Source organism: Streptomyces sp. HM190, from assembly GCF_009857135.1.
GTDB lineage: Bacteria > Actinomycetota > Actinomycetes > Streptomycetales > Streptomycetaceae > Streptomyces > Streptomyces heilongjiangensis.
Genome location: NZ_CP047318.1, coordinates 5,629,534 through 5,647,289 on the forward strand (window position 1 = coordinate 5,629,534; position 17,756 = coordinate 5,647,289).

The window sequence follows — 17,756 nt, forward strand, 5'->3', positions numbered from 1 at the left end:
CCGCGGGGAACCCCCTACGATGGGGTGCATGACCGCTTCGTCTGGCCGCCGCCGTGTCCTCCTCGCCGCTCCGCGCGGCTACTGCGCGGGTGTCGACCGTGCCGTGATCGCCGTCGAGAAGGCCCTCGAACAGTACGGGGCCCCGATCTACGTCCGACACGAGATCGTCCACAACAAGTACGTCGTGCAGACCCTGGAGAAGAAAGGCGCCATCTTCGTCGAGCAGACGGAGGAGGTCCCCGAGGGCAACATCGTGATGTTCTCGGCGCACGGCGTGGCCCCCACGGTCCACGAGGAGGCCGAGCGCGGCAGGCTCGCCACCATCGACGCGACGTGCCCCCTGGTCACCAAGGTCCACAAGGAGGCCATCCGCTACGCGGGCGAGGACTTCGACATCCTGCTGATCGGACACGAGGGCCACGAGGAGGTCATCGGCACCTCCGGCGAGGCCCCCGACCACATCCAGCTGGTCGACGGCCCCGGCGACGTCGAGAAGGTCGAGGTCCGCGACCCGTCGAAGGTCGTCTGGCTCTCCCAGACCACGCTCTCCGTCGACGAGACGATGGAGACCGTCGGCGCCCTGAAGGAGAAGTTCCCGCTGCTCGTGTCCCCGCCGAGCGACGACATCTGCTACGCCACGCAGAACCGTCAGCTCGCCGTGAAGCAGATGGGCGCGGAGGCCGAGCTCGTCATCGTCGTCGGCTCCCGCAACTCCTCCAACTCCAAGCGGCTCGTCGAGGTCGCCAAGCTCGCCGGCTCCCGCGAGGCCTACCTCGTGGACTTCGCGAGCGAGATCGACGAGGCCTGGCTGGAGGGCGTGGAGACCGTCGGCGTCACCTCGGGCGCCTCCGTGCCCGAGGTCCTCGTCGAAGAGGTCCTGGAGTGGCTCTCCCAGCGGGGCTACGAGGACGTCGAGCTGGTCAAGGCCGCCGAGGAGTCGATCACCTTCTCGCTGCCGAAGGAGCTGCGCCGCGATCTGCGCGAGGAGGCGGCCGCCCTGGTCGCCGCGCGCACCGGACAGGGCGCCACCGGCGCCTGAGCCCTCTGCATCCCCGTACGGCCCCGGAACGTGAAGGTTCCGGGGCCGTACGCGTACGACGACGTGAGGGTTGCCGGGGCCGGGCCCCGGCCTGGTGGCCCCCGGCCGTGACTGTCAGTCGTACGACGTAACGTAGGGCCATGCACATCTTCGGCGTGGACATCGGCGGATCCGGGATCAAGGGCGCTCCCGTGGACCTGGACCTGGGAGACCTGGCGGACGAGCGGCACAAGGTGCTGACCCCGCAACCGGCGACGCCCGACGCGGTGGCGGACGGGGTGAAGGAGGTCGTCGACCACTTCGGCTGGACCGGCCCCGTCGGCATCACCTTCCCCGGCGTGGTCACGGGCGGCGCCACGATCCGCACGGCGGCCAACGTCGACAAGGGCTGGGTCGACGTCGACGCGCGTGCCCTGCTCGGCGACCGGCTCGGCGGTCTCGAGGTCACCGTGGTGAACGACGCGGACGCCGCGGGCGTCGCCGAGGTGCAGTTCGGCGCCGGGCGAGGCCGCCGGGGCACGGTCATCATGCTGACCTTCGGCACGGGCATCGGCAGCGCCGTCTTCTGCGACGGCGTCCTCGTGCCCAACACGGAGCTGGGCCACCTGGAGCTGGGCGGCCACGACGCGGAGACCCGCGCCTCCACGAAGGCCAAGGACGACCACGATCTGACCTGGGAGCACTGGACCAAGCGCGTCACCAAGTACCTGGCCCACGTGGAGATGCTCTTCTCCCCGGAGCTGTTCATCATCGGCGGCGGCGTCAGCCGCAAGTCCCACAAGTTCCTGCACCTGATCGAGGGCATCCAGGCCGAGATCGTCCCGGCCCAGCTCCAGAACAACGCGGGCATCGTGGGCGCGGCGATGCGGGCGGCGAAGGCGGGCTGAGCGCGGGCGCGACCGCGTCCCGCCCGAGGGCGGGTCAGGAGCCGCGGGGCACCGTGCGGCGGGGCCGGGCCGGGGGCCTCGGGGACCGGGGCCGGGCCGCAGCGCCTGCGTCCGGGGACCGGGGCCGGGCGCCGGGAGTACCCGGTCGCCCGCGCCCGCCGTGCGGCTCCGGCTCCCTGTCCTCCGCCCGGACCCTCCTCCGCTGCTGGATCGCCCCCCGCTCCCGCTCCCGCTGCCGTTCCCGCTCGGCCGCGCGCCGGGCCATCAGCCGCAGCTTGCGCACGGTCACGATGACACCGGCGACGAGCGTGCCGCCGTAGAGCCAGCCCGCCGCCATGGCGAGGGCGCTGACCAGGCTCATCAGATACCCGGCGATCCCGCCCTCGCCCCCGGCGATCGGCGGCAGACCGGCAGCGAAGGCGAGGGGCACGACCACCGGCCCGCTCGCCAGGTCACCCCGTCGCACCCACACCGCGGTCAAGGCGCTGACCGGCAGGAACAGCACCCCGTACAGCGTGAGGGACGCGCCGAACAGCAACCGGTCGAGGCAGGCCAGCAGGAACATCGACACGGCGCAGAACAGACCGCCGCCCAGCCCCGTGAGCCGGGGGTTCGGCATCCGGCGCACGGCGCGGGCGACGCGCCGCACGGCTCGGACCGGGGCCGGAACGGGCCCGCGCACGACCGGGACACGGCGCGCCGCCCCCGCGCCGCCCCGCTCCCCACGCCCTCCGACCAGCTGCGGCGGGAGGGGAGTGCCACGCTGCGGGCCGGTCCGAGGGGGATGCGTCCTGTGCTGCTCCACTCGACCAACTTAGGTCGGTTAATGTGCCGAATGGGTGCACAGACACGCCGTTGAGGGGACCTTGGCCAAGCGTTCGATACGCCGCCGGGCGGGGCGCGGGCACGCCGTAAACTGGGGGACCGGCCAGCCCTCTGGCCCCTGGGGCACGATCCGCCGGACCGCACCCCCAGGCCCCGCCGCCCCAGGCCACCGGCCGCCTGGCCCTCCTACGTACGGGAAGTCGTAAACGTGTCGCTCACGATCGGAATCGTCGGTCTGCCCAACGTCGGCAAGTCGACCCTGTTCAACGCCCTGACCAAGAACGACGTGCTGGCGGCCAACTACCCGTTCGCCACGATCGAGCCGAACGTCGGCGTCGTCGGCGTCCCGGACGAGCGTCTGACGAAGCTGGCCGAGATCTTCGGTTCGCAGCGCGTCCTCCCGGCGACCGTCGACTTCGTCGACATCGCGGGCATCGTGCGCGGCGCCAGCGAGGGCGAGGGCCTCGGCAACAAGTTCCTCGCGAACATCCGTGAGTCGGACGCGATCTGCCAGGTCATCCGTGCCTTCAAGGACGAGAACGTCGTGCACGTCGACGGCAAGGTCTCGCCCAAGGACGACATCGAGACGATCAACACCGAGCTGATCCTCGCCGACCTCCAGACCATCGAGAAGGTCCTGCCGCGCCTCCAGAAGGAGTCGCGGATCAAGAAGGACATCGCGCCGAAGGTGAAGGCCGTCGAGGAGGCGAAGGAGATCCTGGAGAAGGGCGACACGCTCTTCGCGCACGGGATCGTCCAGGGCGGCGAGCGCAACGAGCTGCTGCACGACCTGCACCTGCTCACCACCAAGCCCTTCCTCTACGTCTTCAACGTCGACGAGGAGGAACTGGTCGACGAGGACTTCAAGAACGAGCAGCGGGCCCTGGTCGCGCCCGCCGAGGCGATCTTCCTCAACGCCAAGCTGGAGGCGGACCTCGCCGAGCTGGACGAGGAGGACGCGCTCGAACTCCTCCAGTCCGTCGGCGCCGACGAGCCCGGCCTCGCGACCCTCGCCCGGGTCGGCTTCGACACCCTCGGCCTCCAGACGTACCTGACGGCGGGCCCCAAGGAGTCCCGCGCCTGGACGATCAAGAAGGGCGCCACCGCCCCCGAGGCCGCCGGAGTCATCCACACGGACTTCCAGAAGGGCTTCATCAAGGCGGAGGTCATCTCCTTCCACGACCTGGTGGAGACCGGTTCGGTGGCCGAGGCCCGCGCCAAGGGCAAGGCCCGCATGGAGGGCAAGGACTACGTGATGCAGGACGGGGACGTGGTGGAGTTCCGCTTCAACGTGTGAGCGGACGAGCCCACCACATGGGCAACCCGGCAGACGCGATCTCGCCGGCGGCACTGCGGGGGAGACCGGCCTCCATGGGCACTCACCTGGTCGGTTCGTCCAGGGGGCATGGCCGGCCGGGACCTCGCACGGCCTGCCTCGGTGCACGCCGTGCCGCCGGCCTGGACCGGCGGTACGGCCACACCGGTCCGTCCCGCAGCGCCAGCGCTTCCAGGACGGCTTGGGTCACCTCGTCGGACGTGCGGCCGTCCGTCGCGACGACAACCGTCGCGACCTCCTCGTACAGGTGCCGCCGCGCATCCATCAGTTCGGTCCACCGCTTGCGCGGGTCGACCGCGAGCAGCGGCCGGGCCACGTCCAGATCGGCGCGCCTGACCGCCTCCTCGACGTCCATCGTGAGACAGACGACCCGCAGGCCCGCCAACAGCGCGCGGGTGTCCTCGTCGAGGACCGCACCGCCGCCCAGGGCGAGCACCCCGTCGTGTTCGCCCAGTGCCCGGCGCACCGCGTCCTTCTCCAGCTCTCGGAAAGCGGGCTCGCCCTCGTTGGCGAAGATGTCGGCGATGGTGCTGCCCTGCCCGGCGACGATGTCGTCGTCCGTGTCCCGGTAACCCACGCCCAGCCGCTCGGCCAGCAGCGGCCCGACGGTCGACTTGCCCACCCCCATCGGGCCCACGAGCACGACCACGGGCACCCCGCTCACCGGATGGCCAGATGCTCGAGGTAGGAACGGACGTTCCGGCGGGTCTCGGCGACCGAGTCACCACCGAACTTCTCCGCCACCGCGTCCGCCAGGACCAGCGCGACCATCGCCTCCGCGACGATGCCGGCGGCCGGCACCGCGGACACGTCGGAGCGCTGGTGATGAGCCTGGGCCGCCTCACCGGTGGTGACATCGACAGTCCGCAGGGCGCGCGGCACGGTCGCGATCGGTTTCATCGCCGCACGCACCCGGAGCAGCTCCCCCGTGGACAGACCGCCCTCCGTGCCGCCGGAGCGGCCCGAGACCCGGCGGATGCCCGTCCCGGTGTTCACCATCCCGTCGTGCGCCTGCGAGCCCGGCACGCGCGCCAGCTCGAAACCGTCACCGATCTCGACCCCCTTGATCGCTTGGATGCCCATGAGCGCACCGGCCAGTCGTGCGTCCAGCCTGCGGTCCCAGTGCACGTGCGAGCCGAGCCCCACCGGCACACCGTAGGCCAGGACCTCCACCACACCGCCGAGAGTGTCACCGTCCTTGTGGGCCTGGTCGATCTCGGCGACCATCGCCTTCGACGCATCGGCATCCACACAGCGCACCGGGTCGGCGTCCAGTGTCCGGACATCGGCCGGCGTGGGAAGGACGCCCGGCGGGACCTTGACGGTGGCCAGTTCGACGACGTGCGAGACGATCTGGAGGCCGACTGTCTCCTTCAGATACGAGCGGGCCACCGCGCCCAGGGCCACACGGGCCGCCGTCTCCCGGGCGGAGGCGCGCTCCAGGACCGGCCGGGCCTCGTCGAAGCCGTACTTCTGCATCCCGGCCAGATCGGCATGCCCCGGGCGCGGGCGGGTCAGCGGCGCGTTGCGGGCGAGGCCGGCCAGCACCTGAGGGTCCACCGGGTCGGCCGCCATGACCTGCTCCCACTTCGGCCACTCGCTGTTGCCCACCATGATCGCGACCGGGGAGCCGAGCGTGAGGCCGTGCCGGACACCCCCGAGGAAGGTCACCTCGTCGCGCTCGAACTTCATACGCGCACCGCGACCGTATCCGAGCCGACGCCGCGCCAGGTGGCCGGAGACCATCTCCGTGGTGATCGGCACACCGGAGGGAAGGCCCTCCAGCGTCGCGACGAGTGCGGGACCGTGGGACTCCCCCGCGGTCAGCCAACGCAGCCTGCTCAACGGTACTCCTCAGTACTCGCGCCTGGTCTGCCCTGTGCACGCGCATCCTCGCGTGGGGGACGGCAACGCGACCGAGCGTGCGGGGCAGTGACGCCGGCTTCTGATCGGTTGTGCCCTCTCGACGAGCACGATCCCCCGTCCCGGTCCCCGTCTGAATCCGATGACGCCGGTTCCCTGGTTTCCGGCCGGATCACCCTGGCCTCCTCGCACGGCCAGGAATACCGGACAGGCCAGGAACACCGGACAGTCCTGGGATGGGGGCCCGGGGTCCCAGGTCAGTCGAAGAAGGCGAAGAAGCGGGACTCGATGCTCGCTCGCGGAGAGCCCGTCCGGGACATCGGGTCGTCGAATGCGGTGTGCATGACGCCCGTGGCCCGAGAGGAGTCGGAGTCGAATCCCTTGAAGAGGATCACCTCGTCGGGGGTCATGTCCGAGAAGTAGAGCCAGCGGTGGTCCGCAGACGCCAGACCCAGCTGGGCCTCCAACAGGCTCATGGGTGCGCCCTCCGGGCCGAACACCCCGTAGAACAGACGCGTGTCCTGCTCACCGACCGTGGTCGCGTCCACCAGTGCCAGCACGCTGTCGTGCGGCGGGGTCGAAGTGGCGCGCCACGCCTGGTAGATGACATAGCGGCTGTACGGCGCGGGCTCGGCGCCCTCGGCCGTCAGCACGGAGTCACGGAACTGCTCCGCCGAAGTCCGCGTGTAGTCCAGGTGCGCGAAGCGGGCCGGTGTCGTGCCGACGCGCTCCTGAGCCCGCTCGCTGGTACGCAGCACCAGGCCGCTCCGCTGAACGACCACTTCGCGCGCGCCGCTCACCTGCTTGATCAGCTCGGCCATCTCCTGGTGGTACACGCGATCCAGCTCCGCGAGATCGGTGGAGTGGACCACCGAGCTGGTGTGGCTCACCAGCTGGAAGCCCTCGCGGTCCAGGCTCAGTTCGTCCTGGAAGGGACGGGCGTCATGGATCTCGACGGTGTGCGGCACGAAGGCCAGATTGGTGCGGGACGGATCCACGGCGTCGAAGACGGCACGACCCTCGATCTCGCCCGCGTAATTGATCTCCGCCCTCACGGACGCATGCTGACGGGTGGCTGTGCTGGACATGAATACTCCTCGTTGTTCGCGTCTCCGGCACGGGGCCGGAGATTTCCTCATGAGCCGCCGCAGCTGTCCTGTTCCCCGGGGAAATCTGGCGGTGCGCGGTTGCGCGGGAAGGGCATCCCCGTCCTGGGTGCTTCCGCGTTCCAGAATGGCGACTCATTCTTCTGTGCAGGGCTCGGAAGGGTAGGGGAGCCTGGTTCCGTCGTGGTTATGCGGGCGGTCGCCGTGTGCACGCGATGAGTTACAGTCAGGAATCATGGACATATTCATCGTGGACGCATTCACCGACCGTGCCTTTTCCGGGAACCCCGCCGGGGTCGTGCTGCTGAAATCCGGATTCCCCGGCGATGAATGGCTGCGGGACGTGGCGGCCGAGGTCAACCTCTCCGAGACCGCCTTTCTGCATCCCCTTCCCCCCGCGGAATCCGGTGACCGCCCCACGGCGGACTGGGCGCTGCGGTGGTTCACCCCGGTGGCCGAGGTGTCTCTGTGCGGGCACGCCACGCTTGCCGCGGCTCACGTCCTGGCCCGCACGGGGCGCGACGCGGACACCGTCCGGTTCGCGTCGCGCAGCGGCGTACTCACGGCCCGTACCGGCTCCGACGGCTCCGTCACCCTGGACTTCCCGGCCTCGTTGGCGGTCCAGGCCGCCGTGCCCGACGGGCTCGCCGGCGTTCTGGGCGCGCCGCCCGTCTCCGTGTGGGACACCGGGGAACTCGGCGACCTCCTCGTGGAACTGTCCGACGAGCGGACCGTACGCGAACTGGCCCCCGATCAGGCGGGACTGGCCCGGCTCGGAGGCCGGGGCGTGATCGTGACAGCGGAGGCCGACGAGACGGCGTCCGGGCGGTACGACTTCGTCTCCCGCTACTTCGCCCCGGCGTACGGGGTGCCGGAGGACCCGGTGACGGGCAGCGCGCACACCGCCCTCGCCCCCTGGTGGGCGCAGCGGCTGGGGCGCGGCGAGCTGACCGGGCTGCAACTCTCCGCGCGACGCGGCACGGTGGCAACTCGGATGAGTGGCGACCGCGTGCTGCTCACCGGATGGGCCACCATCGTCGTCTCCGGAAAGCTGCACGTGGAGCCGCGCTATTGACACCCCTGTGGCCCACCGCACACAAGGCACTCAAATGTGCTACTCGGGTGGGTAGTTACGGTGAAGCGTCCGTGAAGCGGACCATGGCTGAGTAAACGCGGAGCTGGTCCAGGACAGCGGGAAACCCGCACTTCCCACGCGCCCTGCGGCCCCCGAACGGCGTGGCGCGTCTGCCTGGTACCTCCGCTGATTCATCACGAATCTGCTCGGAGGGCGCTGAAATGCACGCTCACGACACGATGTCCCGACGTATCACGGTCCGTTGCCTGGGAGATTTCTCCGTCCATGTCGACGGGGTGCCGGTGGAGCGATGGCGGGCGGGGAAGGCCCGTAACCTTTTCCAGTACCTTCTCGTCAACCGCGGCCGGGTGGTGTCCCGTGCCAAGCTCCACGAGGTGCTCTGGCCGGAGAGTCCCTGGTCGCCCCGCTCCAGCTCGGTGAAGGTCGCCATGCACGCCCTGCGCCGCGGGCTTGACGGAGGTCCTGGCTTCCCCTCGCCGGCGGAGATCGTCCACCAGGATCACGGATACGTCCTGCTCGCCGACGACATCTGGGTGGATGTGGAGGAGTTCGACAGCCTCTGCGCCACCGGTCGAGCCGCCGAACTGCGCGGCGACCACCTCACCGCGGTCGATGCCTACCGGGCCGCGCTGGCGCTGTACAACGGGGACTTCCTCCCCCTGGAGCAGGCCGACTGGATATCGGAACAGCGGGAGTGGAACAGATCTCTGGCCCTCCAGGCGCTGCGGTACCTCCTGGGGGAAGCCCTGTGCCAGGAGGACTTTCCCGCTGTGATCGTGCTGTGCCGCCGGATGCTGGAGATCGACGCCTACCAGGAACAGGTCTACCGGACGCTGATGTCGGTCCATGGCGAGCTGGGCGAACTGGGGCGCGTCAAGAGCTGGTACGAGATGTGCGTCCGCCGCCTCCATGACGACCTCGGTGTCCTGCCCAGCGAGTTGACTCACAAGATCTTCGAACGGTCGATGCGTACGGGCCGCCTGCCGCGCCCGAACCTGCAGAACGCCTCCTGATCTCTGCCCGCCCCCCGCACGCTTCCGCCACGGACCTCTGGGAGACGTATCCCATGAACACCCCATCCCCCGCCGGCACTGTCCCCGATCCCCGGCGACTCGCCGTGTTGCGGCTCCTGTTCGGCCAGGTGCTGGGACGCCCTGTCGCCGCCGACGACGACTTCTTCGCGGCCGGCGGCACACCCGCACAGGCCGGACAGCTCGCCCAGCGCATGCGCGCCACCCTCGGCTCGGACACCTCCGAGGCCGACATACGGCGCGCCCCGACCCCGTCGGCGCTCGCCGTGCTGCTCGGCGAGCGCCGCGAGCCCTCGTACACCAGGCCGGAAACGGTGCCGCTCTCGCCCGCGCAGCGCGGCCTGTGGTTTCTGCACCGCCTGGAGGGCCCCAGCGCCACCTACAACCTGCCCTTCGCCCTGCGGCTGACCGGCTCACTGGACCGGGCCGCGCTGGCTGCCGCGCTCGGGGACGTCGTCCGCCGGCACGAGACGCTGCGCACGGTGTACCCGGAGACCGCGGGCGTCCCGCGACAGCACGTCCTCGCCGCGGACGACGCCATGCCGTGCCTCGAAGTGACCGAGGTGGCCGCGGAGGAGCTGGACAAGGCGCTCGCCGCGAGCGCCCGGCACCGCTTCGATCTGTGCCGCCAGGCCCCGCTGCGGGCCGAGCTCTTCGTCACCGGGCCGCAGGAGCACACGCTGTTGCTGGTGATCCACCACATCGCGGCCGACGGGTGGTCGATGGGGCCGCTCGCCCGTGATCTGGCCACCGCCTACGGGGCGCGGCTGACGGGCGCTCAACCCCGCTTCGCTCCGCTGCGCGTCCAGTACGCCGACCACACGGTGCAGAAGTGGGCGGCGCAGGGCACCGAGGACGACCCCGGCAGCCTCGCCTCCCAGCACCTGGCGTACTGGCGTGAGGCGCTCGCCGGGCTGCCCGAGGGAATCGACCTGCCCGCCGACCGGCCTCGCCCGGCTGTCTCCAGCTTCCGCGGCGACACCGTGCCGGTACGGATCCCCGCGGCCGTCCACGACGGGTTGACCGCCCTCGCCCGGGACAGCGGGACCAGTCTGTTCATGGTGCTGCACGCCGCTCTCGCCCAACTGCTGACCCGGATGACCGGCAACACCGATGTGCCGCTGGGCACCGTGGTCTCCGGCCGCGACGGAAACGGCTCCTCCGACGACCTGGTCGGGCTGTTCACCAACACGGTGGTGCTGCGGGCCGACACCTCCGGTGACCCCACCTTCCGCGAGCTGGTGGCGAGGGTCGCCGCTGCGGACCTCGCTGCCTTCGCCCACCAGGACACCCCCTTCGAGCGGCTCGTCGAGGAACTGGCACCACGCCGCTCGTCCTCCCGGCAGCCGCTGGTCAACACCCTGCTGGTGCTGCAGAACACTCCCGAGGCCCGGCTGGAACTCCCCGGGCTGCGGGCCGAGTGGGAGGTACTGCCCACCGGCGCCGCCAAGTTCGACCTCACCTTCAGCCTCGCCGAGTCCCGCACCGGACAGGGCCTCACCGGGATCGTCGAGTACAGCACCGACCTGTTCGACCGGGCCACCGTGACCGCGCTGGTGGACCGCTTCATCACGTTGCTGGAGTCCGTCGTCGCCGCACCGGACGCGTCGGTTTCCTCGGCCCAGGTGCTGCCCCTGCGGGAGCGCCGGCTGCTGGAGGAGTGGAACGCCACCGAGCGTGCCGTCCCGGAGCGGACCGTGCCCGAGCTGTTCGAGGAGCGCGTCGCCGAGGATCCCGGTCGCGTCGCCCTCGTCCACGACCGCGGCGAGATCTCCTACGGTGAGCTCAACGAGCGCGCCAACCGGCTGGCCCGGCTGCTGATCGAGCGCGGCGCGGGCCCGGAGGACCTCGTGGCGCTCGCGTTGCCCCGCTCGCCCGAGCTGTATGCCGCCCTGCTGGCCGTGGCCAAAGCGGGGGCGGCCTACGTACCGCTGGACATCGAGTACCCGCCGGAGCGGCTCGCCGCCATGCTGGACGACGCGCGTCCCCTCGTGGTCGTCACCCGCACCGGCGCCGCACCGGCCCTGCCCGCCGGCACACCGCTGCTCGACCTCGACGACGAGGACGTCCAGGCTCGGCTCGCCGCCGCTCCGGCCGACAACCCCGGCGATGCCGCACGCGTGCGGCCGCTGACGGTGAGCCACCCGCTCTATGTCATCTACACGTCCGGCTCCACCGGGCGTCCCAAGGGTGTGGTGGTCGAGCACGGCGGCGTGGCGAGCCTGCGCTCGAGCCAGGCCGAGGCACTGGGCGCGGGCCCCGGGGCCCGGGTGATGCAGTTCGCCTCGCCCAGCTTCGACGCCGCCTTCTGGGAGGTGTCGCTCTCCCTGCTCAGCGGTGGCGTCCTGGTCCTGGGGCCCGGCGGCCGGGTGCTGCCCGGACCCGAGCTGACGGAACTGGCGCACCGGCAGCGGATCACCCACATCCAGCTCCCGCCCAGCGCCCTGGCCACGCTGCCCGTGCCGGACGGCCTGCCGGCCGGCACCACCGTGATCGTCGGTGGCGAGAGCTGCCCGCCGGAGACCGCCAACCGCTGGTCCCGCCACCACACCCTGGTCAACGGCTACGGGCCGACCGAGGCCACCGTGTGCACCACCCTCAGCGACCCGCTGTCCGGGCCGGTCACCCCGCCGATCGGCCGCCCGCTGCACAACACCCGGGTCCATGTCCTGGACGGGGCGCTGCGGCAGGCCCCGATCGGAGTCGTGGGCGAGCTGTACATCGCGGGGGCCGGGCTGGCTCGGGGCTACCTCGGCCGCCCCGCGCTGACAGCGGAACGCTTCGTCGCCGACCCGTACGGTCCGCCCGGCACGCGTATGTACCGCACCGGCGACTTGGTGCGCCGCCGGGCCGACGGACAGCTGGAGTTCGTCAGCCGGGCCGACCACCAGGTCAAGGTGCGCGGCTTCCGTGTCGAGCCCGGTGAGATCGAGGCCGTTCTCGTCCGCCACCCCGACGTGGCACAGGCGGTGGTGATCCTGCGCGAGGACCGGCCCGGCGACCGCCGCCTGGTCGGCTACGTGGAGCATCGCCCCGGCACCCGGATCACGCCGGCCGCCCTGCGCGCCCATGTCGCGGAGGCCCTGCCCGACTACATGGTGCCCTCCGCCGTCCTGTGCCTGGACACGCTTCCGCTGACCACCAACGGCAAGGTGGACCGGTCCGCCCTGCCCGCTCCGGGCCCAATGACCGCCGTCGGCGGCCGGCCCCCGCGAGGCCGCTGGGAGCGGACCCTGTGCGCGCTGTTCGCGGAGGTCCTGGGGGTACCCGAGGTCGCCGCCGACGCGGGTTTCTTCGACCTCGGCGGCGACAGCCTGCTCTCCGTACGCCTCGTCGAGCGGATCAACGCCGAGCTGGGCACGACCTTGTCCGTGCGCAGTGTCTTCGAACGCCAGCGGCCCGAGGAACTGGCTGCGCTGGTCGCCGGCGGGGAGGGCGCCGAGGACGAGGTGGACCTGGAGGCCGAGGCGGTTCTCGGCCCGGAGCTGTCGACCGCCGACTGCGCTCCCTACGACCCGCGACGCGGTGCCGACCCGGAGCACGTCCTGCTCACCGGGGCGACCGGCTTCCTGGGCGCCTTCCTGCTGCGAGCCCTGCTGGACGGCACCCGCGCCACGGTGCACTGCCTCGTGCGGGCCGACAGCGACGAGGGGGCGGGGCAGCGGCTGCGGGAGGCGATGGAACGCTTCGGTCTGTGGGACGAGACCGCCGAGCGGCGTGTCGCACCGCTCGCCGGTGATCTGGAACGCCCGTCGCTCGGTCTGTCCGCCGAACGCTTCGAAGCGCTGGCCGAGCTGGTCGACGTCATCCACCACAACGGCGCCCGCGTCCACCTGGTGCAGGGCTACGGGCTGCTCAGGCCCGCCAACGTGGACGGCACCCGGGAGATCCTGAGGCTGGCTGCCACCCGCCGGGTCAAGGCGGTCCACTACGTCTCCACCGGCAGTGCCGTCATGGGCACGGGCGCCAACCCGGAACTGCTGCCCGAGGACCGCAGGCTGCCCGCCTCCGAAGTGATGCGCAACGGCTACGCGGCCACCAAGTGGGTCGCCGAACGGCTCGTCGAGCAGGCACGGGAGCGCGGGGTACCGGTCGCCGTCTACCGGCCGGGCCGGGTCAGCGGCGACAGCCGTACCGGCGCGGGCGGCACCGACGACGCGTTCTGGCACTTCGTCCGGGCCGGACTCCGCCTCGGGGCGGTGCCCGACCCGGAGGAACCCGGCGGCTTCGGCTCGGCCGTGGACCTGGTGCCGGTCGACTACGTGGCCGCCGCCCAGGTCGCGCTGGCCGCCCGCGCGGGTGCCGTGGACGGTGCGTATCACCTTGTCAACCGTCGCCGGACGCCGGTCTCCCTGGTGTGGGAGGCACTGCGCGAGCGCGGCCATCGGCTGCGGACGGTGCCGGCGGACGCATGGGCGCGGCTGCTGGCCGACGCCGCCGCGCGGCCTGACGCAGACGCCTCGGTGACCTCGGTGGCGGCTCTGACCGCCGCGGCCTCGGAGCTGCCCGACACCGCGCGGCTCGGCTTCGACGACCGGGCCGCCGTCGCCGGGCTGGCGGGCACGGGGATCATCTGCCCCGAGGTCACTGCCGACGTCATCGGCCGCTGCCTGGACCACCTGACTCGCCGCGGCTTCCTGCCCGCGACCCCGACCCGCTGAAAGGACGGTTGCCATGAGCCCCTTCGACGACCCCGACGCCCTGTACTGCGTCCTCGTGGATACCCAGGGCCGGCACAGCCTGTGGCCCACCGCGTCGGGCGTGCCGACCGTGCCCGGCGGCTGGACCGTGGTGGTTCAGGGTGCCTCCCGCGAGACGTGCATCGCGTACATCGACGAACAGTGGGACTCGCACCGCTGAGCCGTCCACGGCCCGTGTGCCCGGCACGGGCGATCACGGAAGTCCTCCGGCGGAGCGTGGCCACTGGTCGGCGCGCTCCGCCGGAGGACGTACACCGGGAGCGGGAGGGCTCGTCGCGGGAGCGGACGCCCTGCAGGGAGCACCTGCTCGCGGCGCTCACCGCGTCGAGGTGAACCGGGGTGCTCGCAGAGTGGACGGCGTGGCCACGGCGGAGTCGCGTCCGCGGATCGCGGTGCACCGGCCCGGGGTCCCGGCCGGGCTCCGTGCGGGCACCCACCGGCCGGCACCGGTCCCCCGGAGGGGCATCCCGAAGCCTGGCGGCGAGCGGACGCCGGGGGTGCCGCGGGCGCCGGACCGCTTGATCCAGCAGGCCGTCGCGCACGTGCTCGTGCCCACGCCCTGTCGCCCACGGGCGATCGAGGAGGGCAACCGGTGGGGCGTGGGCCTCGATCCGGACCGGGGGCTGTTCGAGCACGGTCACCGGTCCGTCCGTCACACCGGCGACGTGCGCATCACGGCCGAGGTCGAGCAGCGGCGGACACTGAAGGCCGACCTGGAGAAGCCGAAGGTGGCCCCGGCTCATGTCATGACGATGCCGGGGCACGGGTTCCACACCCGGGGCGGCACGGTACGGGTCCGGACCGGCCGGATGGCGCTGACGCGCTGGAAGGGCCGCGTCGGGGAACCGACCTCGCGGAGGTGGTCCATCGTGATGCTCCACCTCGCGGAGGTGGAGCATCACGATGGACGAACGCGTCGCGGATGTCCACCGCTTCACCGCCGGCTGGCTGGCCGGATGGGCCGCTTCCAGCTCGTGGATGCCCCACGGGTGTTCAGCGAGCCGGACGAGTGGCTCCGCGGCGGCGAGGGCCACTGGCGTATCGCGGGCTCTTCCGGCCTTGCGCGGTCTCTGTCCGACGCCTACGGGGACGATCCTGGTCTGCGCATGCTCAAGCCGGCCTGGCAGCGGCGGGGACCAGCCGGACGAATCGCCGGACGGGTGGCCCGCGTGCCCGGCGGTGGGGGAGGTGGGTCGGGTGACCCGACCCACCTGTCCGACGCGGTGCTCAGTCGATCGATACCTCGGTGCCGAGGTTCAGCTCCGCGGCCCGGCGGGCGATGGCGAAGCCGGAGACCACGTCCTGTGCGGCCAGGCCCAGCGACTTGTAGAGGGTGACGTCGTCGGAGGCCGTGCGGCCTTCGGCGGTGCCGAGCAGGACCTCGCCCAGCTCGGCGAGGATGTGGTCCTCGCCGACGAGGCCCTCGTCGCGGGGGGCGCGCAGGTCGAGGGACTCCTTCCCGGCCGACTCCCGGCTGTCCACGAAGACCCGGGCGGAGGCGACCGCACGCGAACTCAGCTCGCGGCAGTCGATGAAGGACGCGCCGACCGCGTTGACGTGCACGCCCGGAGCGAGCATCTCGGCCTCGACGAGCGGGTCCCGGGTCGCGGTCGTCGTGCAGACCAGGTCGGCGTCCTTCAGCGCCTCGCCGACGGAGCCGGCCACCTCCACCTGCACGCCGAGACTTCCGGCGGCCCAGTCACGGAACGCCGCCGCGTTGTCCGGGGTGCGGCTCCAGACCCGGACCCGGTGCAGTCGCCGGACCAGCGACATGGCCTCCAGATGGCTGCGGGCCTGGACGCCCGACCCGAGGATCGCCAGGTCACCGGCGTCCTCACGGGCCAGTTCCCGGGTGGCGACGGCGCTGACGGCCGCGGTACGGACGGCGGTCACGGCGCTGGCGTTCATCAGCGCGAGGGGGCTGCCGGTGTCCGGGTCGAAGACGAGCACCACGCCCAGGTGCAGCTCCAGCCCGCGGGCCGGGTTGTCGGGCTTGAGGACCATGGCCTTGACGCCGAAACCACGCGGCGCGCCGTCCTCGCCCGCGACGTGGCAGGGCATGGTGCCCAGCAGCGCGGAGTCGGATGCGGGCCGCAGGATGGTGCGCAGGGGCTGGGTGATCGTGCCGGCGCTGTAGTCACGCATGGCGCCGGCCATGAGTCCGATGGCCCGGTCCATCGGGTAGGCGCGGCGCACAGCGTCGTGGTCGAGGATGCGCATGCGGTGTTCTCCTGGAGATGGTCGTGCCGGTGGGGGCGGGTCTCAGCGGTTGACGAAGACGGACCAGAGCATCCGGATCGGCCGGGTGCGGGAGATGAACTCCAACTCGTGCAGGGCCGCGGCGGGCTCGGTGGTGAGGGCGACATCGGTGTCCAGGTCCCGGGCCGCGCGCGCGGCCGTGCTGGTGGAGGTCATCAGCACCAGTTCCTTCGCGGTGTACGGCGTCGGCAGCAGCTCCGCGACGAGCGCCGCCGGGGCCGGGTGGGTGGCGACCCGGGGCCTGGGCGGGACCCAGCGCCCGCGGGCCCGCGCGATCCCGTAGCGGGGGGTGTCGAAGACGAACGCACCGGCGAGTTCGAGGGCGGGGTTCATGTAGAAGGCGTTGACGCCGGCGTAGGCGTTGGCCACGACGAGCCTTCCGACCTCGCCGGCGGTCAGCGCCTCGCCGGCCTCCTCGTAGCTGTCGTAGAGCCGTACGTCGGCGGCGGCCTCGGTGGGGTCGCCGTCCGGGTCGAGCACGGCCCGCAGATGGGTGGCGGCCTCTTCGCTGCTGGTGCCGGCCGGGCCCAGGGTGCCGATCACCGGGGTGGCCGGCCGGACGGTCGCGGCCTCCAGGCCGAGCCAGTGGGAGCGTTCCAGGATCACAGGGTCTCCTCGGTCAGGTGGGGTGCGGGAGCCGGGTTCAGCGGGACACGGGTGAGCCAGCCCCGGTCGTCGTCCAGTTCGCCGCGTACGAGCGCGGTGTAGCGCTCGGACAGGAGCCGGGTCACGGGGCCCGGTGTGCCGTCGCCGATCGGGCGTCCGGCGAGCTCGACGACGGGAGCGATCCCCAGGCCGGTACCGGTGAGGAACACCTCGTCGGCCACGAGCAGTTCGGAGCGCTGCACGTCGCGGACCTCGCACGCGAGGCCGATGTCCCCGGCGAGCTCCCGCACCGTGTCGCGCGTGATGCCTTCGAGGATGTCCGCGGTGGCGGCCGGGGTCACCAGCCGGTTCCCGGAGACGGCGAAGACGTTCGCGGTGGTCGCCTCGGCGACCTGGCCGCGTTCGTTGCAGAGGATCGCGTCGTCCAGGCCGGCGGCGCGCGCCTCGTCGAGGGCGAGCGCGCTGTTGACGTAGCCGCCGCAGACCTTGGCACGCACCGGCAGGACGCCGTCGGCCGGGCGCCGCCAGCTGCTCACCGCACAGCGCAGACCGCCGGGCGGGGCGTAGTGGCCCATCAGGAAGGTCGAGACGGACACGGCGTCGCTCACTCCGGCCAGGCCCACACCCGGACGGGTGCCGGCGAGCATGGAGAGCTTGTAGCCCAGGGGACGGATGTAGGTGTCGGCGGCGGTGGCGTTGCGGCGCAGCAGCTCCACCGTGGCGCGGGCGAGGTCGTCCGCGTCGTACGGCAGGTCGATGCGCAGCAGTCGGCAGGAGCGCAGAAAGCGCCGGTAGTGGTCGTCCAGCCGGAACACCGCCAGTTCCCGGCCACCGGGCAGGACATACGCGCGGATCCCCTCGAAGACCCCGGTGCCGTACTGCAGGGCCTGGGTGGTGAGGGGGACGCGGGCTTCGGCGGTGGACATGAAGGAGCCCTCGTGCCAGCTCCAGGTGGTGACGGCGGGGCCACCGGCGGGCGCGTACGCGGGTGCGGGTGTGGTCGTCATC

The 17,756-nt window shown here is 72.0% G+C and carries 14 protein-coding genes; 7 read left to right on the forward strand and 7 right to left on the reverse strand.

Features of this window, described 5'->3' with window-relative positions; genetic code table 11:
- Positions 1-19 precede the first annotated feature (19 nt).
- Together GSY65_RS24195 and ppgK are read left to right on the forward strand one after the other, a co-directional pair.
- The gene (locus GSY65_RS24195; RefSeq protein ID WP_159772420.1) at positions 20-1,039 is read left to right on the forward strand and encodes a 4-hydroxy-3-methylbut-2-enyl diphosphate reductase; all 1,020 of its coding nucleotides are present in this window, start codon (positions 20-22) and stop codon (positions 1,037-1,039) included.
- Between the two features lie 140 nt (positions 1,040-1,179).
- Positions 1,180-1,926 carry a polyphosphate--glucose phosphotransferase gene (gene ppgK, locus GSY65_RS24200; protein ID WP_159772423.1) on the forward strand — a complete coding sequence of 249 codons (747 nt, stop codon included), beginning with the start codon at positions 1,180-1,182 and terminating at the stop codon, positions 1,924-1,926.
- A 34-nt stretch (positions 1,927-1,960) separates the two neighbouring features.
- Here the strand turns inward: ppgK and GSY65_RS24205 are convergent, their stop codons facing one another.
- Positions 1,961-2,575, reverse strand: a complete 615-nt coding sequence (locus tag GSY65_RS24205) for a DUF6542 domain-containing protein (RefSeq protein ID WP_443043248.1) — start codon at positions 2,573-2,575, stop codon at positions 1,961-1,963.
- Between the two features lie 384 nt (positions 2,576-2,959).
- Between GSY65_RS24205 and ychF the strand changes: the two genes are divergently transcribed.
- Complete coding sequence (gene ychF / locus GSY65_RS24210; protein ID WP_159772428.1) at positions 2,960-4,048, forward strand: redox-regulated ATPase YchF; 1,089 nt, start codon at positions 2,960-2,962, stop codon at positions 4,046-4,048.
- Between the two features lie 82 nt (positions 4,049-4,130).
- Here the strand turns inward: ychF and GSY65_RS24215 are convergent, their stop codons facing one another.
- The 3 genes from GSY65_RS24215 to GSY65_RS24225 form a co-directional block, all read right to left on the reverse strand.
- Positions 4,131-4,751 (reverse strand): shikimate kinase, encoded by a 621-nt coding sequence (locus tag GSY65_RS24215; protein ID WP_159772431.1) that lies wholly within the window; start codon positions 4,749-4,751, stop codon positions 4,131-4,133.
- Positions 4,748-5,932: a chorismate synthase gene (gene aroC / locus GSY65_RS24220; protein WP_159772434.1), complete on the reverse strand. Its 1,185-nt coding sequence runs from the start codon at positions 5,930-5,932 to the stop codon at positions 4,748-4,750. Before aroC ends, GSY65_RS24215 begins: the two co-directional genes overlap by 4 nt.
- 275 nt (positions 5,933-6,207) lie before the next feature.
- Positions 6,208-7,038, reverse strand: a complete 831-nt coding sequence (locus GSY65_RS24225) for a CmcJ/NvfI family oxidoreductase (RefSeq protein WP_159772436.1) — start codon at positions 7,036-7,038, stop codon at positions 6,208-6,210.
- A 253-nt stretch (positions 7,039-7,291) separates the two neighbouring features.
- Between GSY65_RS24225 and GSY65_RS24230 the strand changes: the two genes are divergently transcribed.
- From GSY65_RS24230 to GSY65_RS24245, 4 genes are all read left to right on the forward strand, one after another.
- Entirely contained in the window at positions 7,292-8,131 is an 840-nt protein-coding gene (locus GSY65_RS24230; RefSeq protein WP_159772439.1) for a PhzF family phenazine biosynthesis protein, read from the forward strand.
- Between the two features lie 239 nt (positions 8,132-8,370).
- On the forward strand, positions 8,371-9,165 hold the full coding sequence (locus GSY65_RS24235; RefSeq protein WP_159772442.1) for an AfsR/SARP family transcriptional regulator: 795 nt from the start codon (positions 8,371-8,373) through the stop codon (positions 9,163-9,165).
- A gap of 53 nt (positions 9,166-9,218) precedes the next feature.
- On the forward strand, positions 9,219-13,844 hold the full coding sequence (locus tag GSY65_RS24240; RefSeq protein ID WP_159772444.1) for a non-ribosomal peptide synthetase: 4,626 nt from the start codon (positions 9,219-9,221) through the stop codon (positions 13,842-13,844).
- 13 nt (positions 13,845-13,857) lie between these two features.
- Positions 13,858-14,043, forward strand: a complete 186-nt coding sequence (locus GSY65_RS24245; RefSeq protein WP_159772446.1) for an MbtH family protein — start codon at positions 13,858-13,860, stop codon at positions 14,041-14,043.
- A 1,067-nt stretch (positions 14,044-15,110) separates the two neighbouring features.
- Here the strand turns inward: GSY65_RS24245 and GSY65_RS24250 are convergent.
- From GSY65_RS24250 to GSY65_RS24260, 3 genes are read right to left on the reverse strand one after another with little or no spacing between them, the layout of a single operon-like run.
- Complete coding sequence (locus GSY65_RS24250; protein WP_159772449.1) at positions 15,111-16,103, reverse strand: ornithine cyclodeaminase family protein; 993 nt, start codon at positions 16,101-16,103, stop codon at positions 15,111-15,113.
- A gap of 42 nt (positions 16,104-16,145) precedes the next feature.
- On the reverse strand, positions 16,146-16,748 hold the full coding sequence (locus GSY65_RS24255; RefSeq protein WP_236580022.1) for a hypothetical protein: 603 nt from the start codon (positions 16,746-16,748) through the stop codon (positions 16,146-16,148).
- Positions 16,745-17,755, reverse strand: a complete 1,011-nt coding sequence (locus GSY65_RS24260; protein WP_159772452.1) for a branched-chain amino acid transaminase — start codon at positions 17,753-17,755, stop codon at positions 16,745-16,747. Before GSY65_RS24260 ends, GSY65_RS24255 begins: the two co-directional genes overlap by 4 nt.
- Between the last annotated feature and the right edge of the window lies 1 nt (position 17,756).